Genomic DNA, 23,952 nt, shown 5'->3' on the forward strand with positions numbered 1-23,952 from the left:
ACCCCGGCCCCGCGTCCCGCCTTCCGTCAACAAGTGCGAAGATGGGTTCTCGGCAGGACAGGGCCCCCACCACAGGGCCGAAGACAAGCGGCCGAACACCAGCCGCCGCCGGTCATCGACGACCGCGCCCGGCGCACATGCATGGAGGACGTGACGTGGCGAACGACGCCAGCACCGTTTTCGACCTAGTGATCCTCGGCGGTGGCAGTGGCGGCTACGCCGCGGCCCTGCGCGGAGCGCAGCTGGGCCTGGACGTCGCACTGATCGAGAAGAACAAGCTCGGCGGCACCTGCCTGCACAACGGCTGCATCCCCACGAAGGCCCTGCTGCACGCCGGCGAGATCGCCGACCAGGCGCGCGAGGCCGGCCAGTTCGGTGTCAAGGCCACCTTCGAGGGCATCGACATCAACGCGGTCCACGCGTACAAGGACGAGGTCATCTCGGGCCTGTACAAGGGTCTGCAGGGTCTGGTCGCCTCCCGCAAGGTGACCTACATCGAGGGTGAGGGACGCCTGTCCTCCCCGACCTCCGTGGACGTCAACGGCCAGCGCATCCAGGGCCGCCACGTCCTCCTGGCGACCGGCTCCGTGCCGAAGTCGCTGCCCGGCCTGGAGATCGACGGCAACCGCATCATCTCCTCCGACCACGCGCTGACCCTGGACCGCGTCCCGCAGTCCGCGATCATCCTGGGCGGCGGCGTCATCGGCGTCGAGTTCGCCTCGGCGTGGAAGTCGTTCGGCACCGACGTCACCGTCATCGAGGGCCTCAAGCACCTCGTCCCGGTCGAGGACGAGAACAGCTCGAAGATCCTTGAGCGCGCGTTCCGCAAGCGCGGCATCAAGTTCAACCTGGGCACCTTCTTCCAGAAGGCCGAGTACACGGCCAACGGTGTGAAGGTCACGCTGGCCGACGGCAAGGAGTTCGAGGCCGAGGTCCTCCTCGTCGCCATCGGCCGCGGCCCGGTCTCCCAGGGCCTCGGCTACGAGGAGCAGGGTGTCGCGATGGACCGCGGCTACGTCCTGGTCGACGAGTACATGCGCACCAACGTGCCCACCATCTCGGCCGTCGGTGACCTGGTCCCGACGCTCCAGCTCGCGCACGTCGGCTTCGCCGAGGGCATCCTGGTGGCGGAGCGTCTGGCCGGTCTCAAGACCGTCCCGATCGACTACGACGGCGTGCCGCGGGTGACGTACTGCCACCCCGAGGTCGCCTCCGTGGGCATCACCGAGGCCAAGGCCAAGGAGATCTACGGTGCGGACAAGGTCGTCGCTCTGAAGTACAACCTCGCGGGCAACGGCAAGAGCAAGATCCTCAAGACCGCGGGCGAGATCAAGCTCGTCCAGGTCAAGGACGGTGCCGTGGTCGGCGTCCACATGGTCGGTGACCGTATGGGCGAGCAGGTCGGCGAAGCCCAGCTGATCTACAACTGGGAGGCTCTGCCGGCCGAGGTCGCGCAGCTCATCCACGCGCACCCGACGCAGAACGAGGCGCTCGGCGAGGCCCACCTGGCGCTGGCCGGCAAGCCGCTGCACTCCCACGACTAGTAGCCCCTCGGGCGCGACGACCACTACCGCAATTCGTAAGGAGCAACCGAAACCATGTCGGTTTCCGTAACCCTTCCGGCGCTCGGCGAGAGCGTCACCGAGGGCACCGTCACCCGCTGGCTGAAGGCCGAGGGCGAGCGCGTCGAGGCCGACGAGCCGCTGCTCGAAGTCTCGACCGACAAGGTCGACACCGAGATCCCCGCCCCCGCCTCCGGCATCCTGGCCTCCATCAAGGTGGCCGAGGACGAGACCGTCGAGGTCGGCGCCGAGCTCGCCATCATCGACGACGGCACGGGCGCGCCCGCTGCCTCCCCGGCTCCGGCCCAGGCCGAGGCCCCTGCCGCCCCTGCCCCGGCCGCTCCGGCCCAGGCCGAGGCTCCCGCCGCTCCGGCTCCGGCTGCCGCTCCGGCCGCCCCCGCCGGTGGCGCCTCCGGCACCGACGTCGTCCTCCCCGCGCTCGGCGAGAGCGTCACCGAGGGCACCGTCACCCGTTGGCTCAAGGAGGTCGGCGAGGAGGTGGCCGAGGACGAGCCGCTGCTTGAGGTCTCCACCGACAAGGTCGACACCGAGATCCCCGCCCCGGTCGCCGGTGTGCTCCTGGAGATCGTGGTCGGCGAGGACGAGACCGCCGAGGTCGGCGCCAAGCTCGCCGTCATCGGTGCCCCGGGCGCGGCTCCGGCCGCCGCCCCGGCTCCGGCGGCTCCGGCCCCGGCCGCCGCTCCGGCCCCCGCACCCGCCCCGGCTCCGGCTCCGGCCCCCGTGGCCGCTCCGGCCGCTCCGGCCGCGCCCGCCGCTCCGGCGCCGGCTCCCGCCGCCCCGGCCCCCGTGGCCGCTCCGGCTCCGGTGACCCCGGTGGCCGCTCCGGCTGCCCCCTCCGGTGACGACGGCGCGTACGTCACGCCGCTGGTCCGCAAGCTCGCCTCCGAGTCCGGTGTGGACCTGGGCGCGGTCAAGGGCACCGGCGTCGGCGGCCGCATCCGCAAGCAGGACGTCATCGCCGCCGCGGAGGCCGCCAAGGCTCCCGCGCCGGCCGCCGCCCCTGCCGCCCCCGCCGCGAAGAAGGCCGCCCCGTCCGTCGAGGCGTCCCCGCTGCGCGGCCAGACGGTCAAGATGACCCGCATGCGCAAGGTCATCGGCGACAACATGATGAAGGCCCTGCACTCGCAGGCGCAGCTCACCACGGTCGTCGAGGTGGACATCACGAAGCTGATGAAGCTGCGTGCCGCCGCGAAGGACTCCTTCGCCGCCCGTGAGGGCGTCAAGCTGTCCCCGATGCCGTTCTTCGTCAAGGCCGCGGCCCAGGCGCTGAAGGCCCACCCGGTCGTCAACGCCCGGATCAACGAGGACGAGGGCACCATCACGTACTTCGACTCGGAGAACATCGGCATCGCCGTGGACTCCGAGAAGGGTCTGATGACCCCGGTCATCAAGGGTGCGGGCGACCTGAACCTCGCCGGCATCTCGAAGGCGACCGCGGAGCTGGCCGGCAAGGTCCGCGCCAACAAGATCACCCCGGACGAGCTGTCCGGCGCGACCTTCACGATCAGCAACACCGGCTCGCGCGGTGCGCTGTTCGACACGGTCATCGTGCCGCCGAACCAGGTCGCCATCCTGGGCATCGGCGCCACCGTCAAGCGTCCGGCGGTCATCGAGACCGCCGAGGGCACCGTCATCGGCGTCCGCGACATGACGTACCTGGCCCTCTCCTACGACCACCGTCTGGTGGACGGCGCCGACGCGGCCCGCTACCTGACGACGGTCAAGGCGATCCTTGAGGCCGGCGAGTTCGAGGTCGAGCTCGGCCTGTAAGGCTCCGAACGGCACCGTGGGACGGCTGTAAGACTCGTCTCACCAGCGGCCGCGCCCCCGCCCGGGCTCTTCCGGACGGGGGCGCGGCCGTATTGTTTGGACGTCACCGCCCCCTTGGAGGAGCCCTCATGACCGTGCCCGTCGTCCACTCGCTGCGCGAGCAGATCCGCGAGCACATCGTGGAGGGGATCGTCAGCGGGCGCTGGAAGCCCGGTGAGCGGATCGTGGAGCGGCGCATCGCGGTGGAGCTCCAGGTCAGCCAGACGCCGGTGCGCGAGGCTCTGCGGGAGCTGGAGAGCCTGCGGCTCATCGAGTCGGCGCCCAACAAGGGCGTACGGGTGCGGAACCTGACCGCGGCCGACCTGGAGGAGAGCTACCCGGTGCGGGCCGGTCTGGAGCAGATCGCGGCCGAGCTGGCGGCGGAGCGCCTCGCCGAGGACTGCTCGGCCCTGGAGCCGCACGTGGCGGCGCTCTACGAGGCGGACCGGGCGGCCGACGGCACCGCGCAGGTGCGGCACACCGTCGGTTTCCACCGCGAACTGGTGCGAGCCGCCGACAACAGTGTGCTGTTGCACACATGGGAAGGTCTCGGCATCGAGGTGTTCACGGCGCTCTCCATCCGCTGGCTCGGCACCGTCCAGAAGTCCTACGCCGAAGAGCACGAGGATCTGGTCGCCGCGTTCCGGCGGCGGGATCCGGCCATCGGGGCACTGGTGAAGGCCCACGTCCTGGGGTGCGCGCCGCGTAGCGCCTGACCTGCGCGCAAGGGCACTGGGCCCCTTCAAAAGCAAGGCACCCGGTGCCCTTTTTCGCGGCACCCTGTGCCGACTTTCGCGATTCGAAGAAGTTTTTGGCTCCGCACTTTGATCGATCATCGATCGGCGGCTTACAGTCGACGGCGGACTCACCGTCCAAGGCCCCGTCCTGCCAGACAAAGGCCCCCTTTTTCTCCACCCCCCTCCTGTCCGGAAGGCGGCGATCATGATCGACCCCGTAGCCAAGTTTCCGAGCGAGCTCGACCAGCTCCCGGACCGTGACACCGAGGAGACCGCCGAATGGGCGGCCTCCCTCGATGCCGTCGCCAAGGCCGCCGGCCCGCACCGGGCCGCGTATCTGATGCGCCGCACGCTGCAGCACGCCGAAGGCGCGGGCCTCGCCCTGCCGAAGCTGCTGGAGACGGACTACGTCAACACCATTCCCTCCTCCTCCGAGCCCGTCATCGACGGCGACGAGGAGATGGAGCGCCGGATCACCGCGTGGAACCGCTGGAACGCGGCCGCCATGGTGACCCGTGGCTCGAAGTACGGCGTCGGCGGCCACATCGCGACCTTCGCGTCCGCGGCCTGGCTGTACGAGACCGGCTTCAACCACTTCTTCCGCGGGAAGGAGGGCGACGGCTCCGGCGACCAGCTCTACATCCAGGGCCACGCATCGCCCGGCATCTACGCCCGCGCCTTCCTCGACGGCCGCCTCACCGAGGCACACCTCGACAAGTTCCGCCAGGAGTCCGCCGGCGACGGCCTGCCCTCCTACCCGCACCCGCGCCGCCTGCCCTGGCTGTGGGAGTTCCCGACCGTCTCCATGGGACTCGGCCCGCTCTCCGCCATCTACCAGGCGCGCTTCAACCGGTACCTCACCAACCGGAACATCAAGGACGTCTCGAACTCCCACGTGTGGGCGTTCCTCGGCGACGGCGAGATGGACGAGCCCGAGTCGACGGCGGCCCTCGCGCTCGCCGCCCGCGAGGGTCTCGACAACCTGACCTTCGTCATCAACTGCAACCTCCAGCGCCTCGACGGCCCGGTCCGCGCCAACTTCAAGATCGTCCAGGAGCTGGAGGCCCAGTTCCGCGGCGCCGGCTGGAACGTCGTGAAGTCGCTGTGGGGCGGCGCCTGGGACGAGCTCTTCCAGCTCGACACCACCGGCGCCCTGGTCCGCCGCCTGCGCGAGGTCCCCGACGCCCAGGTGCAGACGTACCAGACGCGTGACGCGGCCTACATCCGCGAGGACTTCTTCGGCAAGGACCCGGCGCTCGTCGAGATGGCGAAGCTGCTCTCGGACGACAAGATCCTGGAGTGCTTCCACCTGTCGCGCGGTGGCCACGAGCCGCGCAAGGTGTACGCCGCCTACAAGGCCGCCCTGTCCCACAAGGGTGCGCCGACCGTCATCCTGGCGCAGACCGTCAAGGGCTTCACCCTCGGTGAGGGCTTCGCGTCCAAGAACGCGAACCACCAGATGAAGAAGCTCACGAACGACGAGTTCAAGAACATGCGTGACCTTCTTGAACTCCCCATCTCCGACGCCCAGTTCGTCGACGGCCAGGTCCCCTACGGCCACCCCGGCGCCGACTCCCCCGAGGTCCGCTACCTCCAGGAGCGCCGCGCGGCGCTCGGCGGCCCGGCCCCGGCCCGCCGCAGCCACGCGGTCGAGGCGCTGCCGGCTCCGGCCGACAAGTCGTTCGCGGCGTTCGACAAGGGCTCCGGCAGCCAGTCCATGGCCACCACCATGGCGTTCGTCCGGCTGATGAAGGACCTGATCCGCGACAAGACGACCGGCAAGCGCTGGGTCCCGATCGTCCCGGACGAGGCCCGCACCTTCGGCATGGAGTCGTTGTTCCCCTCGCTCGGCATCTACTCGCCGAAGGGCCAGACGTACGAGCCGGTCGACCGCGACCAGCTGATGTACTACCGCGAGGCCAAGGACGGCCAGATCCTCAACGAGGGCATCACCGAGGCCGGCTCGATGGCCGACTTCATCGCCGCGGCCAGCGCGTACTCCACGCACGGCGAGCCGATGATCCCGTTCTACATCTTCTACTCGATGTTCGGCTGGCAGCGCACGGCCGACCAGATGTGGCAGCTCGGCGACCAGCTCGGCCGCGGCTTCCTGGTGGGCGCCACCGCCGGTCGTACGACCCTGACCGGTGAGGGCCTCCAGCACGCGGACGGCCACTCGCCGGTGATCGCGGCGACCAACCCGGCGGCCATGTCGTACGACCCGGCCTTCGCCTACGAGGTCGCGGCCATCGTCAAGGACGGTCTGCGCCGCATGTACGGAGAGGCGGCCCCGGGCGAGGACCGGGACGTCTTCTACTACCTGACCGTCTACAACGAGCCGATGCCGCAGCCGGCGAAGCCCGCGGGCATCGACGAGGGCATCGTCAAGGGCCTGTACCGCTTCAACACGGCGGAGTCGGCCGGGCTGACCGTTCCCGTCAACGCCTCGCGCATCCAGCTCCTGGGCTCCGGCACCGCGATCCACTGGACCCTTGAGGCCCAGAAGCTGCTCGCCGAGGAGTGGGGCGTGGCCGCCGACGTGTGGTCCGCCACCTCCTGGACCGAGCTGCGCCGCGACGCCCTTGAGGCGGATGCGGCCCTGCTGCGCGGCGAGGAGCGAACTCCCTTCATCCGCAAGGTACTTGAGGGCGTGGACTCCCCCGTCCTCGCGGTGTCCGACTACATGCGCCAGGTCCCGGACCAGATCGCGCAGTGGGTCGAGCAGGACTGGTCCTCGCTCGGCGCGGACGGTTTCGGCCTGTCCGACACCCGCGAGGCGGCCCGCCGCCACTTCGGCGTCGACGCCCGGTCGATCGTCGTCGCGGCCCTGGCCCAGCTCGCCAAGCGCGGCGAGGTCCCGGTCACGGCCGTGAAGGAAGCGCGCGAGCGCTACGGCCTGTAGGTCTCGGCAGGTACGCACGCGTGCCCCGTCCCGATTGCCGGGTCGGGGCACGCGTGCGTGAATGGTCGACCGGGGGCGCCACGACTCCGGGAGCACCGCATGAAGATCTACAACCGCCCGTCCGCGCCCACCTGGGCCGACCTGTCGACGACCGACGTGGCCGCCGCCAAGGCCTTCTACGGCGGCCTCTTCGGCTGGCAGGGCGCGGACGTGCCGATGGAGGAGGCGGGCGGCTACGGGATGTTCCTGCTCGGCGACCAGTACGTCGGCGGGTACGGGCCCTGCACGGCGCCGGGGCAGCCGGTGGCTTGGCTGACGTATTACCAGGTCGACTCGGCCGATGCGACGGCCGCGGCGGTGACCGGCAACGGCGGCTCGATCGTCGCGGGCCCCATGGACGTCTTCGAGTCGGGCCGGCTCGCCGTGTTCGCCGACCCCGAGGGCGCGGTCTTCGGTGTCTGGCAGCCCAAGGAGCACACGGGGTTCGGGGTGGCCGACAAGCCGTACAGCATGTGCTGGTTCGAGCTTCTCACCCGGAATCCGGACCAGGCCAAGACGTTCTACCGGACCGTCTTCGGCTGGGACTGCGACACCGAGCCGTACGGCAGCTCCGAGTACACCGAGTGGAAGCTCGAAGGCGAGAGCTTCGGCGGCATGATGCGGATGAACGAGGACTTCCCGCCCGAGGCGCCGCCGCGCTGGATGGTGTACGTCGAGGTCGAGGACTGCGACGCCACCGCGACGAAGGCGCGGGAACTGGGAGGCGAGGTCCACGTGCCGCCCACCACGATCCCGCCGGGCCGCTTCGCCGTGCTGCGGGACCCGCAGGGCGGGGCGTTCTCGGTGATCGCGCTGGACGAGGCGCATCGGTAGGCGCGGGCACGGTCGGCGGCACTGGCGAACCCGAATCCCTCACCCCGCCGAGGCATCATGACCCTATGCGTGCTGCCCGCCTTATCAAGATGGTGCTTCTTCTTCAGGCTCGGCCCGCCATGACCGCCGGCGAGCTGGCCCGTGAGCTGGAGGTTTCGGAGCGGACCGTGACCCGGGACGCGCAGGCGCTGGCCGAGGCCGGGGTGCCGGTGTACGCGGACCGGGGCCGGGCCGGTGGCTACCGCCTGGTCGGCGGGTACCGGACGCGCCTGACCGGCCTCGCCCGCTCCGAGGCCGAGGTCCTCTTCCTGTCCGGAGTGCCGGGCGCGCTGCGGGAGATGGGGCTTGAGGACGCCGCCTCGGCCGCCCGCCTGAAGGTGTCGGCGGCACTGCTCCCCTCCCTCAAGGACGCCCCGTCCGCCGCCGCCCAGCGCTTCCACCTGGACGCCCCCGGCTGGTGGCAGGAGCCCGAGACCCCCGAGCTGCTGCCCGCCGTGGCCGAGGCCGTGTGGGACGACCGCGCGGTACGGGTCGGCTACCGGCGCCCGGACCGCCCGGAGGTGGAGCGCGAGCTCGAACCGTACGGCCTGGTCCTGAAGGCGGGCGTCTGGTACCTGTGCGCCCGGGCGGTCGACGAGGGCGGCGGCTTCCGCGTGTACCGCCTCGACCGGTTCACCGCGGTCGCGGTCGGCGAGGACCGCTTCGTACGCGACGAGGACTTCGACCTGCCGCGCTTCTGGGAGGCCCGGGCCGAGGAGTTCGCGCGCTCGGTGCTCCGCGAGAGCGTGGTCGTACGGGTCTCACCCGCCGGGGCCGCCCGGCTGCCGTACGCCACCGGCGACCGCGGTGCGGCGCGCGAGGCCCTGGAGAAGGCGGAGGGGCCGGACGAGGAAGGCCGGCTGACCCTCACACTGCCGGTCGAGTCACAGGATGTGGCCTACGGCCAACTGCTCGCATTGGGACCGGAGTTGGAGGTCCTGGAGCCCGCCTCGCTGCGCGACCGCTTCGCCGACGCGGCTCGCGCCATGCGCCAACTCTACGAGTAGACCGGCCGCATTGGCAGATACTGACGGTTTCCGGCGGACAACTCGCCGTCATTGGCAGGAAGTTGTAGGCTTGCCGCGTGCCTGGTAGCAGCGCTTCGACCGATGGACAGCGTCGTCCGCGGGATGTGGTCGCGGACGGCCTACGTGCGCTCATCTCCGGCGGTGAGCTGCGGGTCGGTGAACGCATCCCGACCCAGGCGCAGCTCAGTGAGCGGTTCGCCGTGCCGCGCGGCGCGGTCCGCGGTGCCGTCGAACTCCTTGAGCGGGAAGGCCTGATCAGGCGGGCCCAGCAGGGCACTCCGCCGACGGTGGCCCGCCCCGCGATCATCCATGCGCCCGCGAACAACCGGCGCGAGGTTCCCGGTGCGCGCCGCCAGTCGCCGAGGCCTGCGGGGATCTTCCTGGGCGAGCGGGTGGCGCAGTGCTTCCGCCAGGAGGAGGTGACCATCGACGCGTACTGCCTCAATGGCGAGACGCTGGCATCCGCGCTCGCGGGCCCGCTGGTCACCGTGCAGGCCGAGGGCTCGGGCCCGCGCCGGGTGGCGGTGCGCATCCTGCTGCCCGACGCCGAGGCACCGCTCGCCCTGCCCCAGGTGATCGGCGACCTGCAGAACGACCGGCCGCGCGAGCGGCTGCGGATCACCAGCAACCACATCTACGGCTCACTGCGGCACTCCCTGCGCATGCTCAAGGTCCGCGACCTGGTGCCGGACGTGACGGTCGAGGCCCGCAAGGTGTCGATCACCCCGACGCAGAAGGTGTACATCCTCAACGGCAGCGAGGTCCTGGCCGGGCACTACCAGGTGACCGAGCGCACCGTGGATCTCGACCGGAACCCCATCGAGATCTACGACATGCTCGGCGTGGAAGGCATGCTCTTCCGGCACGCCGCGGTGGACGACGACCAGGTCACCCGCAGCTATGTCGAGCAGACCCAGCAGTGGTTCGACTCGCTGTGGAACACCATCGCCCGCCCCATGGACCCGAACTGAGCCGGATCCGGAGCGGGCCACCTCAGGTCGGCCTCATCCGGAAGCCGGCGATCGGACCGCCCCGTTCAGAGCGCGGGCGACCGGGCTGCCGCGTTTCAGAGCGCGAACGGTCGGACTGCCGCGTTTCTCAGAGCGTGGCGATCAGCAGGAGCACCACGACCACGGCCGCCACGCACACCAGGTTCGTGCGCGGCCCGGCCGGAACCGGCCCCGGCTCCCGGCGGACGGCTCCACCGGCGCCGCCGCCCTTCGCGAGCAGTACGCCCAGGGCAAGCACCAGCAGGCCCGACGGGCCGAGCAGGGACACCACACCTACGTTCGACAGCAGTTCGAGGACGATTTGCACGCGTGTCTCCAGTCCCATGGAACACCTCCTCCGGTTGTCGCCGCCGCAGACCGCGAGTACTGAGCCCGGTGCCTTCATTGGCAGACGATTGTGTTCCCTCCCTCCTACCCGGCCTGAATGACGGCCATCTATGGTCAGCTCGCTGCATATTGGGCAACACAGTCATGCCATTGGGCAGTTGAGCGACCATCTCACTCAACCAACCGGTCAATCAGGGGAGTTGACCGGTCGTTGCAGCCATCTGTCCTGTCCTGCCCGCGAGTTGTAGCCTCGCCGAGTGACGACCCACACCACAGGGGCCGACCGGGACGACGCCGGGGAGACCCCCCGCTACCGGTCGGTCGCCGACGCACTGCGCGGGGACATCCAGAACGGTGCCCTGTCGCCCGGCGCGTTGCTGCCCACCCAGCAGCAGCTCATGCGCCGTTTCCGCTGCGGACGCGGCACCGTACAGAAGGCGCTCCAGGTGCTGCGCGCCGAGGGGCTCCTGGAGGACGGTGTGCCCGGCCGGGGCGCCAGGGTGGCCCGCCAGGCTGCCATCGGGCGGCCATTGACCTATTACGTATCCCGCGCCTTCGAGGCGCCCCATGTCTCGCTCGACGTCTGGTCGCTGCACACCGAGGAACTCTCCCGGGCCGTGCAGCAGCAGGCCGAACTCATCCGGATCGGCGACCGGACGGCCCCGCAGTCGATCCGGGTACGGGTCCTGGTGCCGGATCTGGACACCCACCACCCCTACCCGCGCCACCTCGACGACCCGTTGGACCTGCGCCCGCTGCGGCGGCTGCGCCGGGTCATCCGGATGTACACGGAGGCGCTGCACCACTCGCTCACCCAGCTGGCCGAGGAGGGCAAGGTCGGCTCGGTGTCCGTGGAGATCCGGAGCCTGCCGACGGTGCCCGGCGAGAAGCGCTACCTCATCAACGGCAGCCAGATGCTGACCGGCTACTACTTCCTGCGCAGAACGCACATCCTCGTCGACGCGGAGTCCATAGAGGTGCTCGAACTGCACAGCGACACCCTGTTCCCGGCCGCCCTGGAAGGAAACGGGGCGCGGGCCCTCGATCGCGAGGAGTTCCAGCAGGTGCAGGCCTGGTTCGACTCGCGCTGGGAGATGGTCGCCACCGCGCTGCCCCTCGACGAGTAGCGCGCACCGCCGCTCGACAAGCAGCCTCCGACAAGCAGCGGGCTCTCCCCCGACAAGGAGCGCGGGCTCTCTCCCGACGAGTGGCGAACAGACAACGAACAAGGCGCGAGCGAGCCGCCGGCGAATGGCGACAGATGTGCCAGGGGTGAGCCGGCGGCGGCAACCGGACGAAAAGCGCCGCTCCGCGTGCGCCGCCTCCCCCTACCCACGATGCTGGTTCCGTGATGGACGAGACGGAGTTCTGGGAGATCGTCGACCGTACCCGCGAGGCCGCCGACGGCGACCCCGAGGAACAGGCCGACCTGCTCGTGGAGCGGCTGCTGCAGCTCGACCCCGACTCCGTGCTCGACTTCGCCCGGCACTTCGAGGCGCGCTACAACCGCGCCTACCGCTGGGACCTGTGGGGAGCCGCGGCCGTGCTGCTCGACGGAGCCAGCGACGACGCCTTCGACTACTTCCGCTGCTGGCTCATCGGCCAGGGCCGCGAGGTCTTCGAGGGCGCGCTGCACGACCCCGACGCGCTGGCCGAGCTCCTCGGCGAGTTCGACGAGGAGGTCGACGGCGACGGCGAGGAACTCGGCTACGCGGCGGACGAGGCGTACGAGCAGCTCACCGGCGTCGTGGCGCCCGACCTCGGCATCCCGGCCCAGTCCGAGGAGCCGGCCGGCACCCCGCTGGACTTCGAGGACGAGTCGGCGCTGGCGGCGCGCTTCCCCCGCCTGTGGGAGCGGTTCGGCACCGGCTGAGCGGGGCGCCGGTCAGCGGATCAGGCGGATCGCCGGTCAGCGGGTCGCCGGTCAGCGGGTCGCCGGTCAGCCGGTCAGCCGGTCAGAAGTGCGTGCCGCCGTCGATGCGGATCTCGGTGCCGGTGATGAAGCGGCCGTCGTCGCTGGCCAGCATCGCGACCACCGAGGCGACCGTCTCCGGGCCCGCGAAGCCCTGGCCGATGGCCGGGGCGAGCTTCATGAAGAGCGACATGTCGGCGTCGGCGGGCAGGCCGGGGCCCACGCTCGCCCTGGAGGCGCCGGTTCCGTCGGTCATGCCGGAGGAGATCGAGCCGGGCTGCACGGCGGTGAACCGGATGCCCTGCTTGGCGTACTCGGCGGCCAGCGCGTGCGTCATCGACTGGATGCCACCCTTGCTGGCCGCGTACGCCGCCATGTAGGGGTGGGCGAACATCGCCGAGGTCGAGCTGAAGTTGACGACGGCCGCCCCGTTGCCTTCGAGCAGCGCCGGGATCGCCTCGCGGATCATCAGGAAGGTGCCGGTCAGGTTGACCGCGACGACCTTGTTGAAGTCGGCCAGGCTCGTCTCGTGGGTGTGCGAGGAGCGCAGGATGCCGGCCGCGTTGACCAGCACGTCCAGGCCGCCGAGCGCGGAGACCGCGGCGGCGACGCCCTCGCGTACCGAGTCCTCGTCGGCTATGTCGACGACGAGGGTGGTGAGCCGGCCGATGGCGGCGCCCGCCTTCTCGGCGGTGTCCTTCAGACCCGCCTCGCTGACGTCCGCGGCGACGACGTGGCCGCCCTCGGCGAGCAGCCGCAGCACGGTGGCCTGCCCGATGCCGGAGCCGCCGCCGGTGACCAGCGCGCGGCGCCCTTCGTAGCGGTCGGTGACGGTGTTCACGCTCATCGCGGTTCCAGCTTTCTTCAGGCGGATTCGACAGGACGGAGCCCATGAATACAGCCACCGTACGCCTTGGTGGCACGTTTTGCCATGGAGTCAATCCATGCAGATACGGAGCCTCCGGGCGTACGCTTGCGAAGTGACCCCGCCCGTACCGCAGCCCGCACCGCAGCCCGTTCCCCCGCACAAGACCTCGCTCACCGAGCGCCGCAAGGCCGCGACCCAGCTCGACATCGCCCGCGCCGCGGCCGCGCTCTTCGCCGAGCACGGACCCGACGGCACCACCGCCGAGGCCATCGCCCGGCACGCCGGGGTCGCGCTGCGCACCTTCTACCGCTACTTCCGCTCCAAGCAGGACGCGGTCGGCCCGCTGCTCTCGGGCGGCGCCGAACGCTGGCGGGCCCTGCTCGAAGCGGCCGAGCCCGGCCCCCTGGCGAAGACCCTGGAGGTCGCCGTCCGGGAGGCCCTCGCGGTCCCGGACGCACACGCCGCCGAGCAGTTCAGGTGGACCCGGGGGCTGCTGCGCGCGGCCGAGCACGACGCGGCGCTGCGGGCGGTCTGGTACCGGGTGAACCAGGAATCCGAGGAGCGCCTGCTGCCCGTGCTCGCCCGCCTCGCGGGGCCGGGGGCAGACGCCCTGGAGGTACGGCTCGCGGCGGCAGCGGCCACCGACGCGATCCGGGTGGCCCTTGAGGCGTGGTCCGCCACCGACGCCCCGGCCACGGGCCCGGGCTCCCCCGCCGAGCTCGCGGTGCGCTGCCTGCGCGAACTCACGGGCGGAATGCGCCTGTTGGGCCGCTGAGCCCCTTCAGTGTCCGTCGAGGCCCTTCAGTGTTCGCGAGGCCCTTCGATGTTCGGCGAGGCCTCTTCAGCATTCGCCCATGCGTCTTCAGCGTCCGTCGAGCCAGGCCAGCGCCGCGGCCGTCAGGGCCGTGACGCCGGTGGTCAGGGTGGGCTCGACCAGGGGGGCGAAGAGGGGCGAGTGGTTGGAGGGGATGTCCTTGTCGAGGGTGCCCGCGGCGAACGCGGCGCCGAACGCCTCGGCGTCCGCTCCCCCCAACAGCCAATAGCAGACCGGGACTTGGGCTTCCGTACCGAACAGGCCGACGTCCTCGCTGCCCGTCACGGGACCCGGGTCGAGCACCCTTTCGTCGCCGATGACCGCGCCGACGGCGGCCATCGTCCGCGCGACCGCGTCGGCGTCGTTGACGAGCACCGGGAAGGAGTCGAGCCCCGTGATGTCGGGCTCGCGCTCGGCCCCGGCGACGGCGGCCTCACCCCGCACGATCCGCTCGACGGAGGCCAGCACCTTGGCGCGCACGTTCTCCTTGTACGTACGGATATTGATCTTCAGCTCGGCCCGGTCCGGGATGATGTTGTCCTTGGTCCCGGCGTTCAGCGCGCCGACGGTGACGACGGCCGTCTCGCCGCCCGGGATCTCGCGCGAGACGATCGTCTGGAGCCGCAGCACGGTCGAGGCGGCCATCACCACCGGGTCGACGGACGTCTCGGGCCGCGAACCGTGCGCCCCCTTGCCGTACATGACGACGTTGAGCGCGTCGGTGGCGGCGAAGGCGGGCCCCGCGTGCGCGCCGACCAGCCCGGCCGGGAACGGCCCCACGTGCTGGCCGAGCACGATGTCGGGCGTCCCGAACCGCTCGTAGAGCCCGTCGTCGAGCATGGCCCGCGCGCCCTGCCCGATCTCCTCCGCGGGCTGGAAGACGCCGAGGACCGTGCCGCTCCACAGCGAGCGGGAGTCGGCGAGCAGCTTGAGCGCGCCGAGCAGGCAGGTCGCATGCATGTCGTGCCCGCAGGCGTGCATGACGCCCTCGACGGTGGACGCGTGGGCGAGCCCGGTCCGCTCGGTCACCGGCAGCGCGTCGAAGTCGGCCCGGAGCAGCACGGTGGGCCCCGGTCCGTTCTCCAGGACGGCGACGACCCCGGTGCGCCCGACCCCGGCGGTCACCTCGCACCCGAACTCCCTTGCCCTGCGGGCCACTTCGGCGGCGGTGCGGTGCTCGGCGAAGGACAGCTCGGGGTGCGCGTGCAGGTCGCGGTAGAGGTCGGCGAGGTCGGCACGGATGGCGTCGAGCCCGCGCAGGGCGATACCGGCGGCGTCGGCGGCAGCCTTGGCGGCATTGGCGGCATTGGTCAAGGGGCGGGAGTGCGACACGGGGCCTGCTTTCGGAGGTTCAGTCGTCGATCGTCGGTCGTCAGCTGTCGATCAGGGAACGCCCCATGAGGACGTCGTCCACGTACTCGCCTTCGAGGAGGAACTCGCCGGGCAGTAGGCCTTCGACGGCGAAGCCCTCCGCCTCGTACAGGGCGCGGGCCGGGGTGTTGTGGCCGAGGACGCGCAGGGTGATGCGGGTGGCGCCCTGGCTGCGGGAAGCGTCGTAGGCGGCGCGCAGCAGGGCTCGTGCGACGCCCCGGCCGCGCGCGGCTTCGGCGACTTCGAGCCCCTGGATCTGCCGGACGTGACGGTTGCAGGCGAGCGAGGTGGCCGGAACCAGCCGGACGAACCCGACGACACGGCCGTCCGTCTCGGCGACGAGGTACTGCGAGGGCTCGTGCCGCTCGTCGAAGAAGGGCTCGTACGGCGGTGTCGGACGCGGCTGCACGGAGTGCAGCGGGGACCAGGCGTCCCGGGTGAGCGCGCCCAACGACTCGCCGTCGGAACGCTGGGCGGCGCGTATGAACAGGGACGGAGAAGTACCGGGCTGGGTGTACGACTCGGGCATGCCGCCACTGTGCCATGCGGGCCGTGGAGCGCGAGGATGGACTCCATGAAGATCGCGGTGACGGGTTCGACAGGACTGATCGGTGCGGAGCTGGTGCGCTCGCTGCGGGCGGACGGGCATGAGGTGCTACGTCTCGTACGGCGCGAGGCCGAGTCGCCGGACGAGGTCGAGTGGGATCCGGCGCGCCAGTACGTGGACGCGGCGGGCCTGGCGGGATGCGAGGCGATGGTGCATCTGGCCGGGGCGGGGGTGGCCGACCACCGCTGGACGGCCGCGTACAAGAAGGAGATCCGGGACAGCAGGGTGCTCGGCACCGCGGCGATCGCGGAGGCCCTCGCCTCGCTCGACACCCCGCCCCGGGTGCTGGTGAGCGGCTCGGCGATCGGCTACTACGGCGACACGGGCGGGCGCCCGGTGGACGAGTCCGCGCCGCCCGGCGACGGATTCCTCGCCTCGGTGTGCGTGGAGTGGGAGGAGGCGGCGGCGCCGGCTCAGGAGGCGGGCATCCGGACGGTGTTCGCGCGTACGGGCCTGGTGGTGGCCCGCGAGGGCGGGGCCTGGGCGAAGCTGTTCCCGCTGTTCCGGGCGGGGCTGGGGGGCCGGCTCGGGAGCGGGCGCCAGTACTGGTCGTTCATCTCGCTGCACGACGAGGTGGCGGCCCTGCGGTTCCTGGTGGATACGGAGACCCTGTCCGGCCCGGTGAACCTCACGGCACCGGAGCCGGTGACGAACCGGGAGGTGACGGCGGCGATGTCCCGGGCCCTGCACCGCCCGGCCCTCCTCCCCGTCCCGGCGGCGGCGATGCGGCTCGCGGTGGGCGAGGCGGCATCGGACGCCCTGTCCAGCCAACGGGTCCTCCCGGGAAAGCTGCTGTCGGCGGGGTTCAAGTTCGCGTTCCCCAGCGTGGAGGGGGCGATCGGGGCGGCGGCGGGATAGGGGGTTGCTCTGGGGCTCCGCCCCAGACCCCGTTCGCGCCTGAACAGCGCTCGTCCTCAAACGCCGGGCCGAAGATGCCGGTGCCGGCCAGGATCAACCCTGCCAGGGGCGCGGGGAACTGCGCGACCAGCCAGCCACGGTCCGCGGGTACATGCACACCCAGGCCCCCCAGCGGGTCTGGGGCGCAGCCCCGGGGGCTCAGCTCGTCCAGCGCTGAGCAACGGGCGGGTGGGTAGGCAGCCCCCTCCCCCGCCCACCCCCGGACGGGCCCCCGTGCGCCCGCCATGCTTCGACGCCCACCCCCGCGCGCATGGGCCCGCCCGCCCGGAACGTACCTACTCTCTCCTCGAACTGCCGCATTTCGTGGGCCAGTTGGGGGCATGAGGCCTCCACCTACCGCGCCTACCCCGGGGAGGGCCACGTGCTCAGCACCGCACACCATGCGGACGTACTCATCGTGGGGGCCGGGCTCGCGGGCCTGTCAGCGGCTCATCAGCTGACCGGCGCGGGAGTCACGGTCAGCGTCCTGGAGGCAGCCCCCTGCGTGGGCGGCCGCATGTCGACCAGCGCGGTCGACGGCTTCCGTCTCGACCGGATCGGGCAGCTGCTCTCGACCTCGTACCCGGAACTGACCCGCACCCCGGGCCTGGAGGACCTGCCGCTGCGCCCGTTCTCGCCCGGCGTCCTCGTACACAGCGAGGGCCGGCACTACCGGGCCGGCGCCACAGGGAGCGCGAGGGGCGCACTCGCTGCGGCGCGCGCCCGCGCGAGCGCCCCCCGCGGCACCGTCACCCCGCTCGGGGGCGCGCTCGATCAGGCCCGGCTCGGCAAGGCGCTCGCCAAACTGGCCGCGACCCCGATCGAGCGGATCACCGCCCGGCCCGAACTCCCCATAGGCCAGGCCCTGTTGAGCCGGGGTCTGCCCGCCCGCACCCTGGACGGCTTCGTACGCCCGCTGCTTTCCGCGCTGCTCTGCGACCCGGACCTGACGACGTCGAGCCGCTGCGCGGACCTGGCGCTGCGCGGCTTCGCGCGCGGCCGGCTGTGCGTTCCGGCGGGCGGCGCGGCCACCCTGCCGGAGCTGCTCGCCGCGGCCCTGCCGCCCGGCACGGTGCGTACCGATGTGAAGGTGACGGCCGTCGCCACGACCTCGGTCACCACCGCCGACCACGGCGTGCTCGGCTGCCGCTCCCTGCTCCTGGCCACCGACGCCCCGGCCGCCGCCGAGCTGCTGCCGGGCCTCAGGGTCCCCGCGTTCCACCCGCTCACCGTGCTGCACCACGCCGCCCCGCACTCCCCGCTGGCCGACCCCGCGCTGCTCCTGGACGCGGACCGCAGCGGCCCGGTGGCGTACAGCTCGGTGATGAGCGAGGTCGACCCGAGCCGGGCGCCGCGCGGCCGGGCGCTGATCACCTCGACCGTGCTCGGCACCCCGCCCGACGACCTGGAGCGCACGGTGCGCCGCCAGCTGGCGCGGCTGTACGCCACGTCCACGGACGGCTGGGAGCTGCTCGCCGTGCACCACACCCCGCAGGCCGTGCCGTCGATGCCCGCCCCGCACGATCTGCGCCGCCCGGTCCGGCTATTGGCCGGCCTGTACGTGTGCGGCGACCACCGCGACACCAGCACCGTCCAGGGCGCCCTGTACTCGGGCCGCCGCGCCGCCCAGGCGATCCTCGCCGACCTGGGCGTCCAGTCCTGGCACGCCGCCCCGGAGGTGATCCGCAAGGCGGCCTGACGCCCGCCCTCACCCCAGCGCGGCCACCCGGTCCCGGTAGTTGCGCACCGCGGCGGCGTCCCGGTATGGCTCCAGGCGGCGCTCGAAGTCGCGTACGTACTCCACCGCGCGCGCCGAGCGCATCTCGCCTGCCTGCTGGGCCGCCTCCGCGCCCAGCGCGCACGCCTGGTCGAGTTCGCCGAGGCCGAGCCGGGCCGTGGCGAGCACGACCCGGCAGAACAGCCGGGACCGGGCGTAGCCGGGCGCGCGCAGTTGCAGCGAGCGCTCGGCATGCTGGGCGGACGCGCGGTACTGCTGCAGGTCACGGTGGCAGTGGCCGAACTCGTCGGCGAGCTGTGCCTCGTCGAAGAAGCGCGCCCAGTGCGGCACGTCGTCGCCCGGCCGCGCGCTCTCCAGGGCCCGCTCGGCCCGTACGAGCGAGGCGGTGCAGGCCCGCACCTCGCCGAGCACGCCGTGCCCGCGCGCCTCGACCGCGTTCAGGAGCGACTGCACGACGGGCGGCGCCGCAGAACCGACGCCCTGCTGGGCGACCCGGGCCAGCTGCACCGCCTCGCGGCCGTGCCCCAGATAGACGGCCTGCCGGCTCATGGTGACCAGCACGTACGAGCCGTACGCCCGGTCTCCCGCCGCCTGCGACAGCCGCAGCGCCTGCACGAAGTACCGCTGGGCGAGCCCGTGCGCGGCGATGTCGTACGAGGTCCAGCCGGCCAGTCTGGTCAGGTCCGCCGCGGCCGCGAAGAGCCGGCGCCCCACGTTCTCGCCGTACGTACCGCGCAGCATGGGCTCGGCCTCGTGCTCCAGATAGCGCACAAGGGCCTGCCGGGCGTGCCCGCCGCCGTAGGCGTGGTCCAGGGTGCGGAACAGTTCGCCGACCGAGCGGAGCGCCGCGATGTCGCCGCTGGTCACCCGCTGGCCGGGGCCGCGGTCGGTGGTCCGCTGGCGGGGTACGGAGGGGCGGCCCTGGACCGGGATGCGGGTCACGTTGCCCTGCGGGTTCGGCTCGCCGCGGCTCACCCGGTCGTCCGCCCGCCCGATCAGCCAGTCTCTGCTGGGGACCACCAGGCCCGCCGGGGTGAACGCGATCTTGCGGAGTTCGGCATGGCTGCCCGAGTCCTTGCGCCAGAGCCCGCCGACGATGTCGACGGCCTCCTCGGGGGTCGCCGCGAACTCCAGGCCCGCGTACACGGGCGCACAGGCGTCGAGGCCGAGGTCCTGTGCGGAGAGCCGGCGTCCGAGCCGCCGGGTGAACACCTCGGCGATCAGCGCGGGCGTGGTGCCGCGCGGTTGCTGGCCGCGCAGCCACCGCGTCACCGAGGTCTTGTCGTAGCGCAGATCCAGGCCGTGCTCAAGACCGAGCTGGTCAACGCGGCGGGCGAGCCCGGCATTGGAGAACCCGGCTTCTGCGATCAGTGCGGCGAGCTGGCGGTTGGGGGTGCGCTGCGAGGGTCGTTCCGTCATCAGCTCTGCGTTCTCCTGCCTTCCGGGCCAATCTTGCAGCCCTCATGGAACGGCGAGAATTTAGCGGTCAATACGGCCGGTGCCGCCACCTTCGCCCCGCATTCATCCGATCGTGTGGTGACGTGCCGTTTCTTCCCGGGTCCGGGGGGCGTGCGGAGGCCGTCGAACACGGTCGTACAGTGAATGCGGGCGCGCACCGCATTGCATCCGCATGGAATCCGAGAAGTTCGACAGGGGAGCTGGCGTGAACGAGCTGCGATTTGTCCGGCTGGGATTCGGCGAGGACGCGGTCGAGTACCAGGAGGCCTGGGACGAGCAGCGCCGGGTGCACGCGGCCCGGTTCGCCGACGAGGTTCCGGACACCTGCCTGCTCCTTGAGCACCCGCCGGTCTACACGGCGGGCCGCCGCACCGAGGACAGCGAGCGCCCCCTGGACGGCACCCCGGTCATCGACGTCGACCGCGGCGGCAAGATCACCTGGCACGGCCCGGGCCAGCTCGTCGGCTACCCGATCCAGAAGCTGCCCCGCCCGGTGGACGTCGTGGCGCACGTACGCCGCCTCGAAGAGGCCCTGATCCGTACCGCCGCCGACTTCGGCCTGGCGACCACCCGGGTCGAGGGCCGCAGCGGTGTCTGGGTGCTCGGCGACCCGGTCGAGCAGCGCCCCAAGCTCGGCGGCCTGTCCCTCGACTTCGACCCGCGCCTGAACGACGACGAGTTCGACGCCCGCCTGAACGGCCCCGAGTACGCACCCTCCAACGCCGGCCAGCGCCGCGAGGACCGCAAGCTGGCGGCCATCGGCATCCGCGTCGCCAAGGGCGTCACGATGCACGGCTTCTCGCTGAACGTGAACCCGGACAACACCTGGTTCGACCGGATCGTCCCGTGCGGGATCCGCGACGCCGGTGTGACCTCGCTCTCGTACGAGCTGGGCCGCGAGGTGACCATCGCGGAGGTCCTGCCGGTGGCCGAAAAACACCTGCGGGACATCCTGGAGAACGCGGAACTCGCTCCGCGGGTCATCGAGACCGCCTCCGCCTGAGCGCATCGCCGGGGGCGCCGCCCCCTGGGTCCCCCGGCCAAGGGAATGCAACGGAACCCCTCAGGGGTTACCCCCGGCGGGAGCCGCACCTCACCCGAGCAAACAACGGGCGTACCCTAGGGTTCGCCGAAGAATCGAAGTCACAGGGAGCCGGACGTGTCCGCAGTCGCACCCGACGGACGCAAGATGCTGCGCCTGGAGGTCCGGAACAGCCAGACCCCCATCGAGCGCAAGCCCGAGTGGATCAAGACCCGGGCGAAGATGGGCCCCGAGTACAACCAGCTGCAGAAGCTGGTGAAGAGCGAGGGGTTGCACACGGTCTGCCAGGAGGCGGGCTGTCCGAACATCTTCGAGTGCTGGGAGGACCGCGAGGCGACCTTCCTCATCGGCGGCGACCAGTGCACCCGGCGCTGCGACTTCTGCCAGATCGACACGGGCAAGCCCGAGGCCCTGGACCGTGACGAGCCCCGCCGCGTCGGCGAGTCGGTCGTCACGATGGACCTGAACTACGCCACCATCACCGGCGTCGCCCGCGACGACCTCGCGGACGGCGGTGCCTGGCTGTACGCGGAGACGGTGCGCCAGATCCACGCGCAGACCGCGGACCGCGCCGAGGGCCGGACCAAGGTCGAGCTCCTGGCACCCGACTTCAACGCGGTCCCCGAGCAGCTTGAAGAGGTCTTCTCCTCCCGCCCCGAGGTCTTCGCGCACAACGTCGAGACCGTGCCGCGGATCTTCAAGCGGATCCGCCCCGGCTTCCGCTACGAGCGCTCCCTGGAAGTGATCACCAAGGCCCGCGACTACGGCCTGATCACCAAGTCCAACCTGATCCTCGGCATGGGCGAGACCCGCGAGGAGATCAGCGAGGCGCTGCAGCACCTGCACGACGCGGGTTGCGAACTCATCACGATCACCCAGTACCTGCGCCCCTCCGTGCGCCACCACCCCGTCGAGCGCTGGGTGAAGCCGCAGGAGTTCGTGGAGCTGAAGGAGGAGGCCGACGAGATCGGCTTCTCCGGTGTGATGTCGGGTCCGCTGGTCCGTTCCTCCTACCGTGCGGGCCGCCTCTACCAGCAGGCGATGGAAGCCCGGAGCGCCGCCACCACCGCGTGAGCCCGGTCGCATACGACAGGCACTGCGTGAACCCGCTCACAAGCGGCTACTGATCAGTAATGGCCGATTCGACGCGGCTCGTACCTTCCCCGCAGGTCGGGGCATGCGTACGGGCCGCGTCAACGTTTTCCCGGCCCGCATCAATGTTTCATTGGCGTTTGACCGCTCGGACACGCCCTGGTAACACCAATCAGTGACCCTGGCTTTACGCACCGCGCATGCCCCCACACCCATCGCCCGTTTCTGACTTCCCGTCCCGAGGGGGGACCTCGACGATGCAGGCCGCTACCGCTCCGCAGACCGTGCGAGCCACCACGCTTCCGTCCGTCACCGGCGCGCTGCGCGCCATGGAGTCGCTGATCATGGGCTCCGGCCAGCGCACCGCCCGCCGCAACGCCTGGACCGCGGTCCTGGAGGACCGGCGCCGGGCCAAGGACCGCGTCGAGGCCCAGCACGTACTGGAGGCCGTGGCCACCCGCCGCTCCTAGGCCACGTAAACTTCCCTGTATGGCGAGGAAGGCAACCGCAGAGAGCGCTGCGAACGATGCGAATGCGGGGCGACTGAAGCAGATCGCCCTGACCTACAAGATGACCCGTAAGGCCGATTCCAAGATCGGACTTGTCATCGCCGGCGTGGGAATCGTCGTCCTCGGCGTCTTCCTCGCGATCGGTTTCCTGCTGGGGCACCCGGTCTACCTGGGCATTCTGGGCCTCCTGGTGGCCGTGCTCGCGATGGCGATCGTCTTCGGGCGGCGTGCCGAGCGGGCCGCGTTCGGTCAGATGGAGGGCCAGCCGGGTGCGGCGGCCGCCGTGCTGCAGAACATCGGGCGCGGCTGGACCACCACCCCGGCCGTGGCGATGAACCGCAGCCAGGACGTCGTCCACCGGGCCGTCGGCCGGGCCGGCGTCGTGCTGGTGGCCGAGGGCAACCCGAACCGGGTGAAGTCCCTGCTGGCCGCCGAGAAGAAGAAGATGGCCCGCATCGTGGTGGACGTACCGGTCCACGACGTGATCGTCGGTGACGGCGAGGGCCAGGTGCCGCTGAAGAAGGTGCGCACCACGCTCCTGAAGTTCCCCCGCGTGCTGTCCGGCCCGCAGGTGACCGCGGCCAACGACCGGCTGCGCGCCATGGGCGACCTGATGAGCAACATGCCGCTGCCGAAGGGTCCGATGCCCAAGGGCATGCGGATGCCGCGCGGCGGAAAGATGCGCTGACCCTCACCTCGTACGCACACGAGACACCTCGTACGCACAGAAGGCGGCCCGGACCACTCGGTCCGGGCCGCCTTCTGACGTCTTGGGTGTTCCTCTCGGGCCTTCTAGATCCTGACCTGGACCGCGCGGGCCAGGCGGTCGTGCAGGCCCCGGCCGTCGCGGTCCCAGATCAGGGCGGGGATCGCCAGGCACAGCAGTACGGTGCGGACGGTGACCCGGACGATGCCGAGCCGACCGCCCTCCTCCGCCACCACGCGCAGGCCGAGCAGGCGCTTTCCGGGGGTGAATCCGACGGTCCCGACCGTCAGCACGCCGAGCACCAGGAACACCAGGAGCGCCCAGTTGCCCGCGCTGTGCGGGTTGCCGCGGGCGATCAGCTGGTACGCGATCAGGGCGCACAGGCCCCAGTCGATGAAGATGGCGCCGAAGCGCCGGCCGAGGGGAGCCACCGAGCCGGGCCCGTCCTTGGGCAGACCGAGCCGCTCGCCCCGGTAGCCGAAGTCGACGCCCATCTCCTCGGCGGCCGCGCGGGGCCCCGAGAGCCACGATCCGATTGCTTGCCTGTTGTCCACGGATCCAACGGTACTGCGCCCGTTTTCGATCACTTCGGCCCGGGTCAGTCTTGGCAGCGTCGCTACCAGGCCGGTT

22 protein-coding genes are annotated in these 23,952 nt (G+C 71.5%); 16 read left to right on the plus strand and 6 right to left on the minus strand.

Features of this window, described 5'->3' with window-relative positions; all coding sequences use genetic code 11:
- Nucleotides 1-155 precede the first annotated feature (155 nt).
- The 7 genes from lpdA to ACWC2B_RS00220 all read left to right on the plus strand — a co-directional run bounded on the left by lpdA (nt 156) and on the right by ACWC2B_RS00220 (nt 9,942).
- On the plus strand, nt 156-1,544 hold the full coding sequence (gene lpdA, locus ACWC2B_RS00190; RefSeq protein WP_053727683.1) for a dihydrolipoyl dehydrogenase: 1,389 nt from the start codon (nt 156-158) through the stop codon (nt 1,542-1,544).
- 54 nt (nt 1,545-1,598) lie between these two features.
- Entirely contained in the window at nt 1,599-3,353 is a 1,755-nt protein-coding gene (gene sucB / locus ACWC2B_RS00195) for a 2-oxoglutarate dehydrogenase, E2 component, dihydrolipoamide succinyltransferase (RefSeq protein ID WP_450714165.1), read from the plus strand.
- A gap of 128 nt (nt 3,354-3,481) precedes the next feature.
- Nucleotides 3,482-4,108 carry a GntR family transcriptional regulator gene (locus tag ACWC2B_RS00200; protein WP_438294239.1) on the plus strand — a complete coding sequence of 209 codons (627 nt, stop codon included), beginning with the start codon at nt 3,482-3,484 and terminating at the stop codon, nt 4,106-4,108.
- 226 nt (nt 4,109-4,334) lie between these two features.
- A complete protein-coding gene (aceE, locus tag ACWC2B_RS00205; protein WP_450714166.1) occupies nt 4,335-7,031 on the plus strand; it encodes a pyruvate dehydrogenase (acetyl-transferring), homodimeric type in 2,697 nt (898 codons plus the stop codon).
- Between the two features lie 99 nt (nt 7,032-7,130).
- Nucleotides 7,131-7,904 carry a VOC family protein gene (locus ACWC2B_RS00210; RefSeq protein WP_450714167.1) on the plus strand — a complete coding sequence of 258 codons (774 nt, stop codon included), beginning with the start codon at nt 7,131-7,133 and terminating at the stop codon, nt 7,902-7,904.
- 65 nt (nt 7,905-7,969) lie between these two features.
- Nucleotides 7,970-8,950, plus strand: coding sequence for a helix-turn-helix transcriptional regulator (locus ACWC2B_RS00215; protein ID WP_450714168.1), 981 nt, complete (start codon nt 7,970-7,972; stop codon nt 8,948-8,950).
- A gap of 77 nt (nt 8,951-9,027) precedes the next feature.
- Complete coding sequence (locus tag ACWC2B_RS00220) at nt 9,028-9,942, plus strand: FadR/GntR family transcriptional regulator (RefSeq protein WP_450714169.1); 915 nt, start codon at nt 9,028-9,030, stop codon at nt 9,940-9,942.
- Nucleotides 9,943-10,069: 127 nt separating this feature from the next.
- Here ACWC2B_RS00220 and ACWC2B_RS00225 read toward each other — a convergent pair whose 3' ends face one another.
- Nucleotides 10,070-10,306, minus strand: coding sequence for a hypothetical protein (locus ACWC2B_RS00225; protein WP_450714170.1), 237 nt, complete (start codon nt 10,304-10,306; stop codon nt 10,070-10,072).
- 259 nt (nt 10,307-10,565) lie between these two features.
- Here ACWC2B_RS00225 and ACWC2B_RS00230 point away from each other — a divergent pair, with 259 nt between their 5' ends.
- Both ACWC2B_RS00230 and ACWC2B_RS00235 read left to right on the plus strand, forming a co-directional pair.
- The gene (locus ACWC2B_RS00230) at nt 10,566-11,435 is read left to right on the plus strand and encodes a winged helix-turn-helix domain-containing protein (RefSeq protein WP_450714171.1); all 870 of its coding nucleotides are present in this window, start codon (nt 10,566-10,568) and stop codon (nt 11,433-11,435) included.
- 224 nt (nt 11,436-11,659) lie between these two features.
- Nucleotides 11,660-12,181 carry a DUF4240 domain-containing protein gene (locus tag ACWC2B_RS00235; protein WP_450714525.1) on the plus strand — a complete coding sequence of 174 codons (522 nt, stop codon included), beginning with the start codon at nt 11,660-11,662 and terminating at the stop codon, nt 12,179-12,181.
- An 82-nt stretch (nt 12,182-12,263) separates the two neighbouring features.
- On the opposite strand, the gene ACWC2B_RS00240 is transcribed toward ACWC2B_RS00235, so the two are convergent.
- Nucleotides 12,264-13,067 carry an SDR family NAD(P)-dependent oxidoreductase gene (locus tag ACWC2B_RS00240; protein WP_450714172.1) on the minus strand — a complete coding sequence of 268 codons (804 nt, stop codon included), beginning with the start codon at nt 13,065-13,067 and terminating at the stop codon, nt 12,264-12,266.
- A 133-nt stretch (nt 13,068-13,200) separates the two neighbouring features.
- Between ACWC2B_RS00240 and ACWC2B_RS00245 the strand changes: the two genes are divergently transcribed.
- Nucleotides 13,201-13,863, plus strand: coding sequence for a TetR/AcrR family transcriptional regulator (locus ACWC2B_RS00245; RefSeq protein ID WP_450714173.1), 663 nt, complete (start codon nt 13,201-13,203; stop codon nt 13,861-13,863).
- Between the two features lie 87 nt (nt 13,864-13,950).
- On the opposite strand, the gene ACWC2B_RS00250 is transcribed toward ACWC2B_RS00245, so the two are convergent.
- Together ACWC2B_RS00250 and ACWC2B_RS00255 are read right to left on the minus strand one after the other, a co-directional pair.
- Nucleotides 13,951-15,168 carry an amidohydrolase gene (locus tag ACWC2B_RS00250; protein ID WP_450714526.1) on the minus strand — a complete coding sequence of 406 codons (1,218 nt, stop codon included), beginning with the start codon at nt 15,166-15,168 and terminating at the stop codon, nt 13,951-13,953.
- Between the two features lie 106 nt (nt 15,169-15,274).
- Nucleotides 15,275-15,802, minus strand: a complete 528-nt coding sequence (locus tag ACWC2B_RS00255; RefSeq protein WP_450714174.1) for an N-acetyltransferase family protein — start codon at nt 15,800-15,802, stop codon at nt 15,275-15,277.
- A gap of 36 nt (nt 15,803-15,838) precedes the next feature.
- On the opposite strand from ACWC2B_RS00255, the gene ACWC2B_RS00260 reads away from it, so the two are divergent.
- Together ACWC2B_RS00260 and ACWC2B_RS00265 are read left to right on the plus strand one after the other, a co-directional pair.
- Nucleotides 15,839-16,738: a TIGR01777 family oxidoreductase gene (locus tag ACWC2B_RS00260; RefSeq protein ID WP_450714175.1), complete on the plus strand. Its 900-nt coding sequence runs from the start codon at nt 15,839-15,841 to the stop codon at nt 16,736-16,738.
- 421 nt (nt 16,739-17,159) lie between these two features.
- Nucleotides 17,160-18,476 (plus strand): NAD(P)/FAD-dependent oxidoreductase, encoded by a 1,317-nt coding sequence (locus ACWC2B_RS00265; RefSeq protein ID WP_450714176.1) that lies wholly within the window; start codon nt 17,160-17,162, stop codon nt 18,474-18,476.
- 9 nt (nt 18,477-18,485) lie between these two features.
- Here the strand turns inward: ACWC2B_RS00265 and ACWC2B_RS00270 are convergent, their stop codons facing one another.
- On the minus strand, nt 18,486-19,934 hold the full coding sequence (locus ACWC2B_RS00270; protein ID WP_450714177.1) for a regulator: 1,449 nt from the start codon (nt 19,932-19,934) through the stop codon (nt 18,486-18,488).
- A 244-nt stretch (nt 19,935-20,178) separates the two neighbouring features.
- Between ACWC2B_RS00270 and lipB the strand changes: the two genes are divergently transcribed.
- The 4 genes from lipB to ACWC2B_RS00290 all read left to right on the plus strand — a co-directional run bounded on the left by lipB (nt 20,179) and on the right by ACWC2B_RS00290 (nt 23,304).
- Complete coding sequence (gene lipB / locus ACWC2B_RS00275) at nt 20,179-20,976, plus strand: lipoyl(octanoyl) transferase LipB (RefSeq protein WP_450714178.1); 798 nt, start codon at nt 20,179-20,181, stop codon at nt 20,974-20,976.
- A gap of 156 nt (nt 20,977-21,132) precedes the next feature.
- Nucleotides 21,133-22,089 (plus strand): lipoyl synthase, encoded by a 957-nt coding sequence (lipA, locus tag ACWC2B_RS00280; protein ID WP_450714179.1) that lies wholly within the window; start codon nt 21,133-21,135, stop codon nt 22,087-22,089.
- 275 nt (nt 22,090-22,364) lie between these two features.
- Nucleotides 22,365-22,577 (plus strand): SCO2195 family GlnR-regulated protein, encoded by a 213-nt coding sequence (locus ACWC2B_RS00285; protein WP_053723984.1) that lies wholly within the window; start codon nt 22,365-22,367, stop codon nt 22,575-22,577.
- Nucleotides 22,578-22,596: 19 nt separating this feature from the next.
- Nucleotides 22,597-23,304: a DUF4191 domain-containing protein gene (locus ACWC2B_RS00290; protein ID WP_053723983.1), complete on the plus strand. Its 708-nt coding sequence runs from the start codon at nt 22,597-22,599 to the stop codon at nt 23,302-23,304.
- A 104-nt stretch (nt 23,305-23,408) separates the two neighbouring features.
- Here the strand turns inward: ACWC2B_RS00290 and ACWC2B_RS00295 are convergent, their stop codons facing one another.
- Complete coding sequence (locus tag ACWC2B_RS00295) at nt 23,409-23,876, minus strand: RDD family protein (protein WP_450714180.1); 468 nt, start codon at nt 23,874-23,876, stop codon at nt 23,409-23,411.
- Nucleotides 23,877-23,952 lie beyond the last annotated feature (76 nt).

Source organism: Streptomyces sp. NPDC001415 (assembly GCF_053597395.1).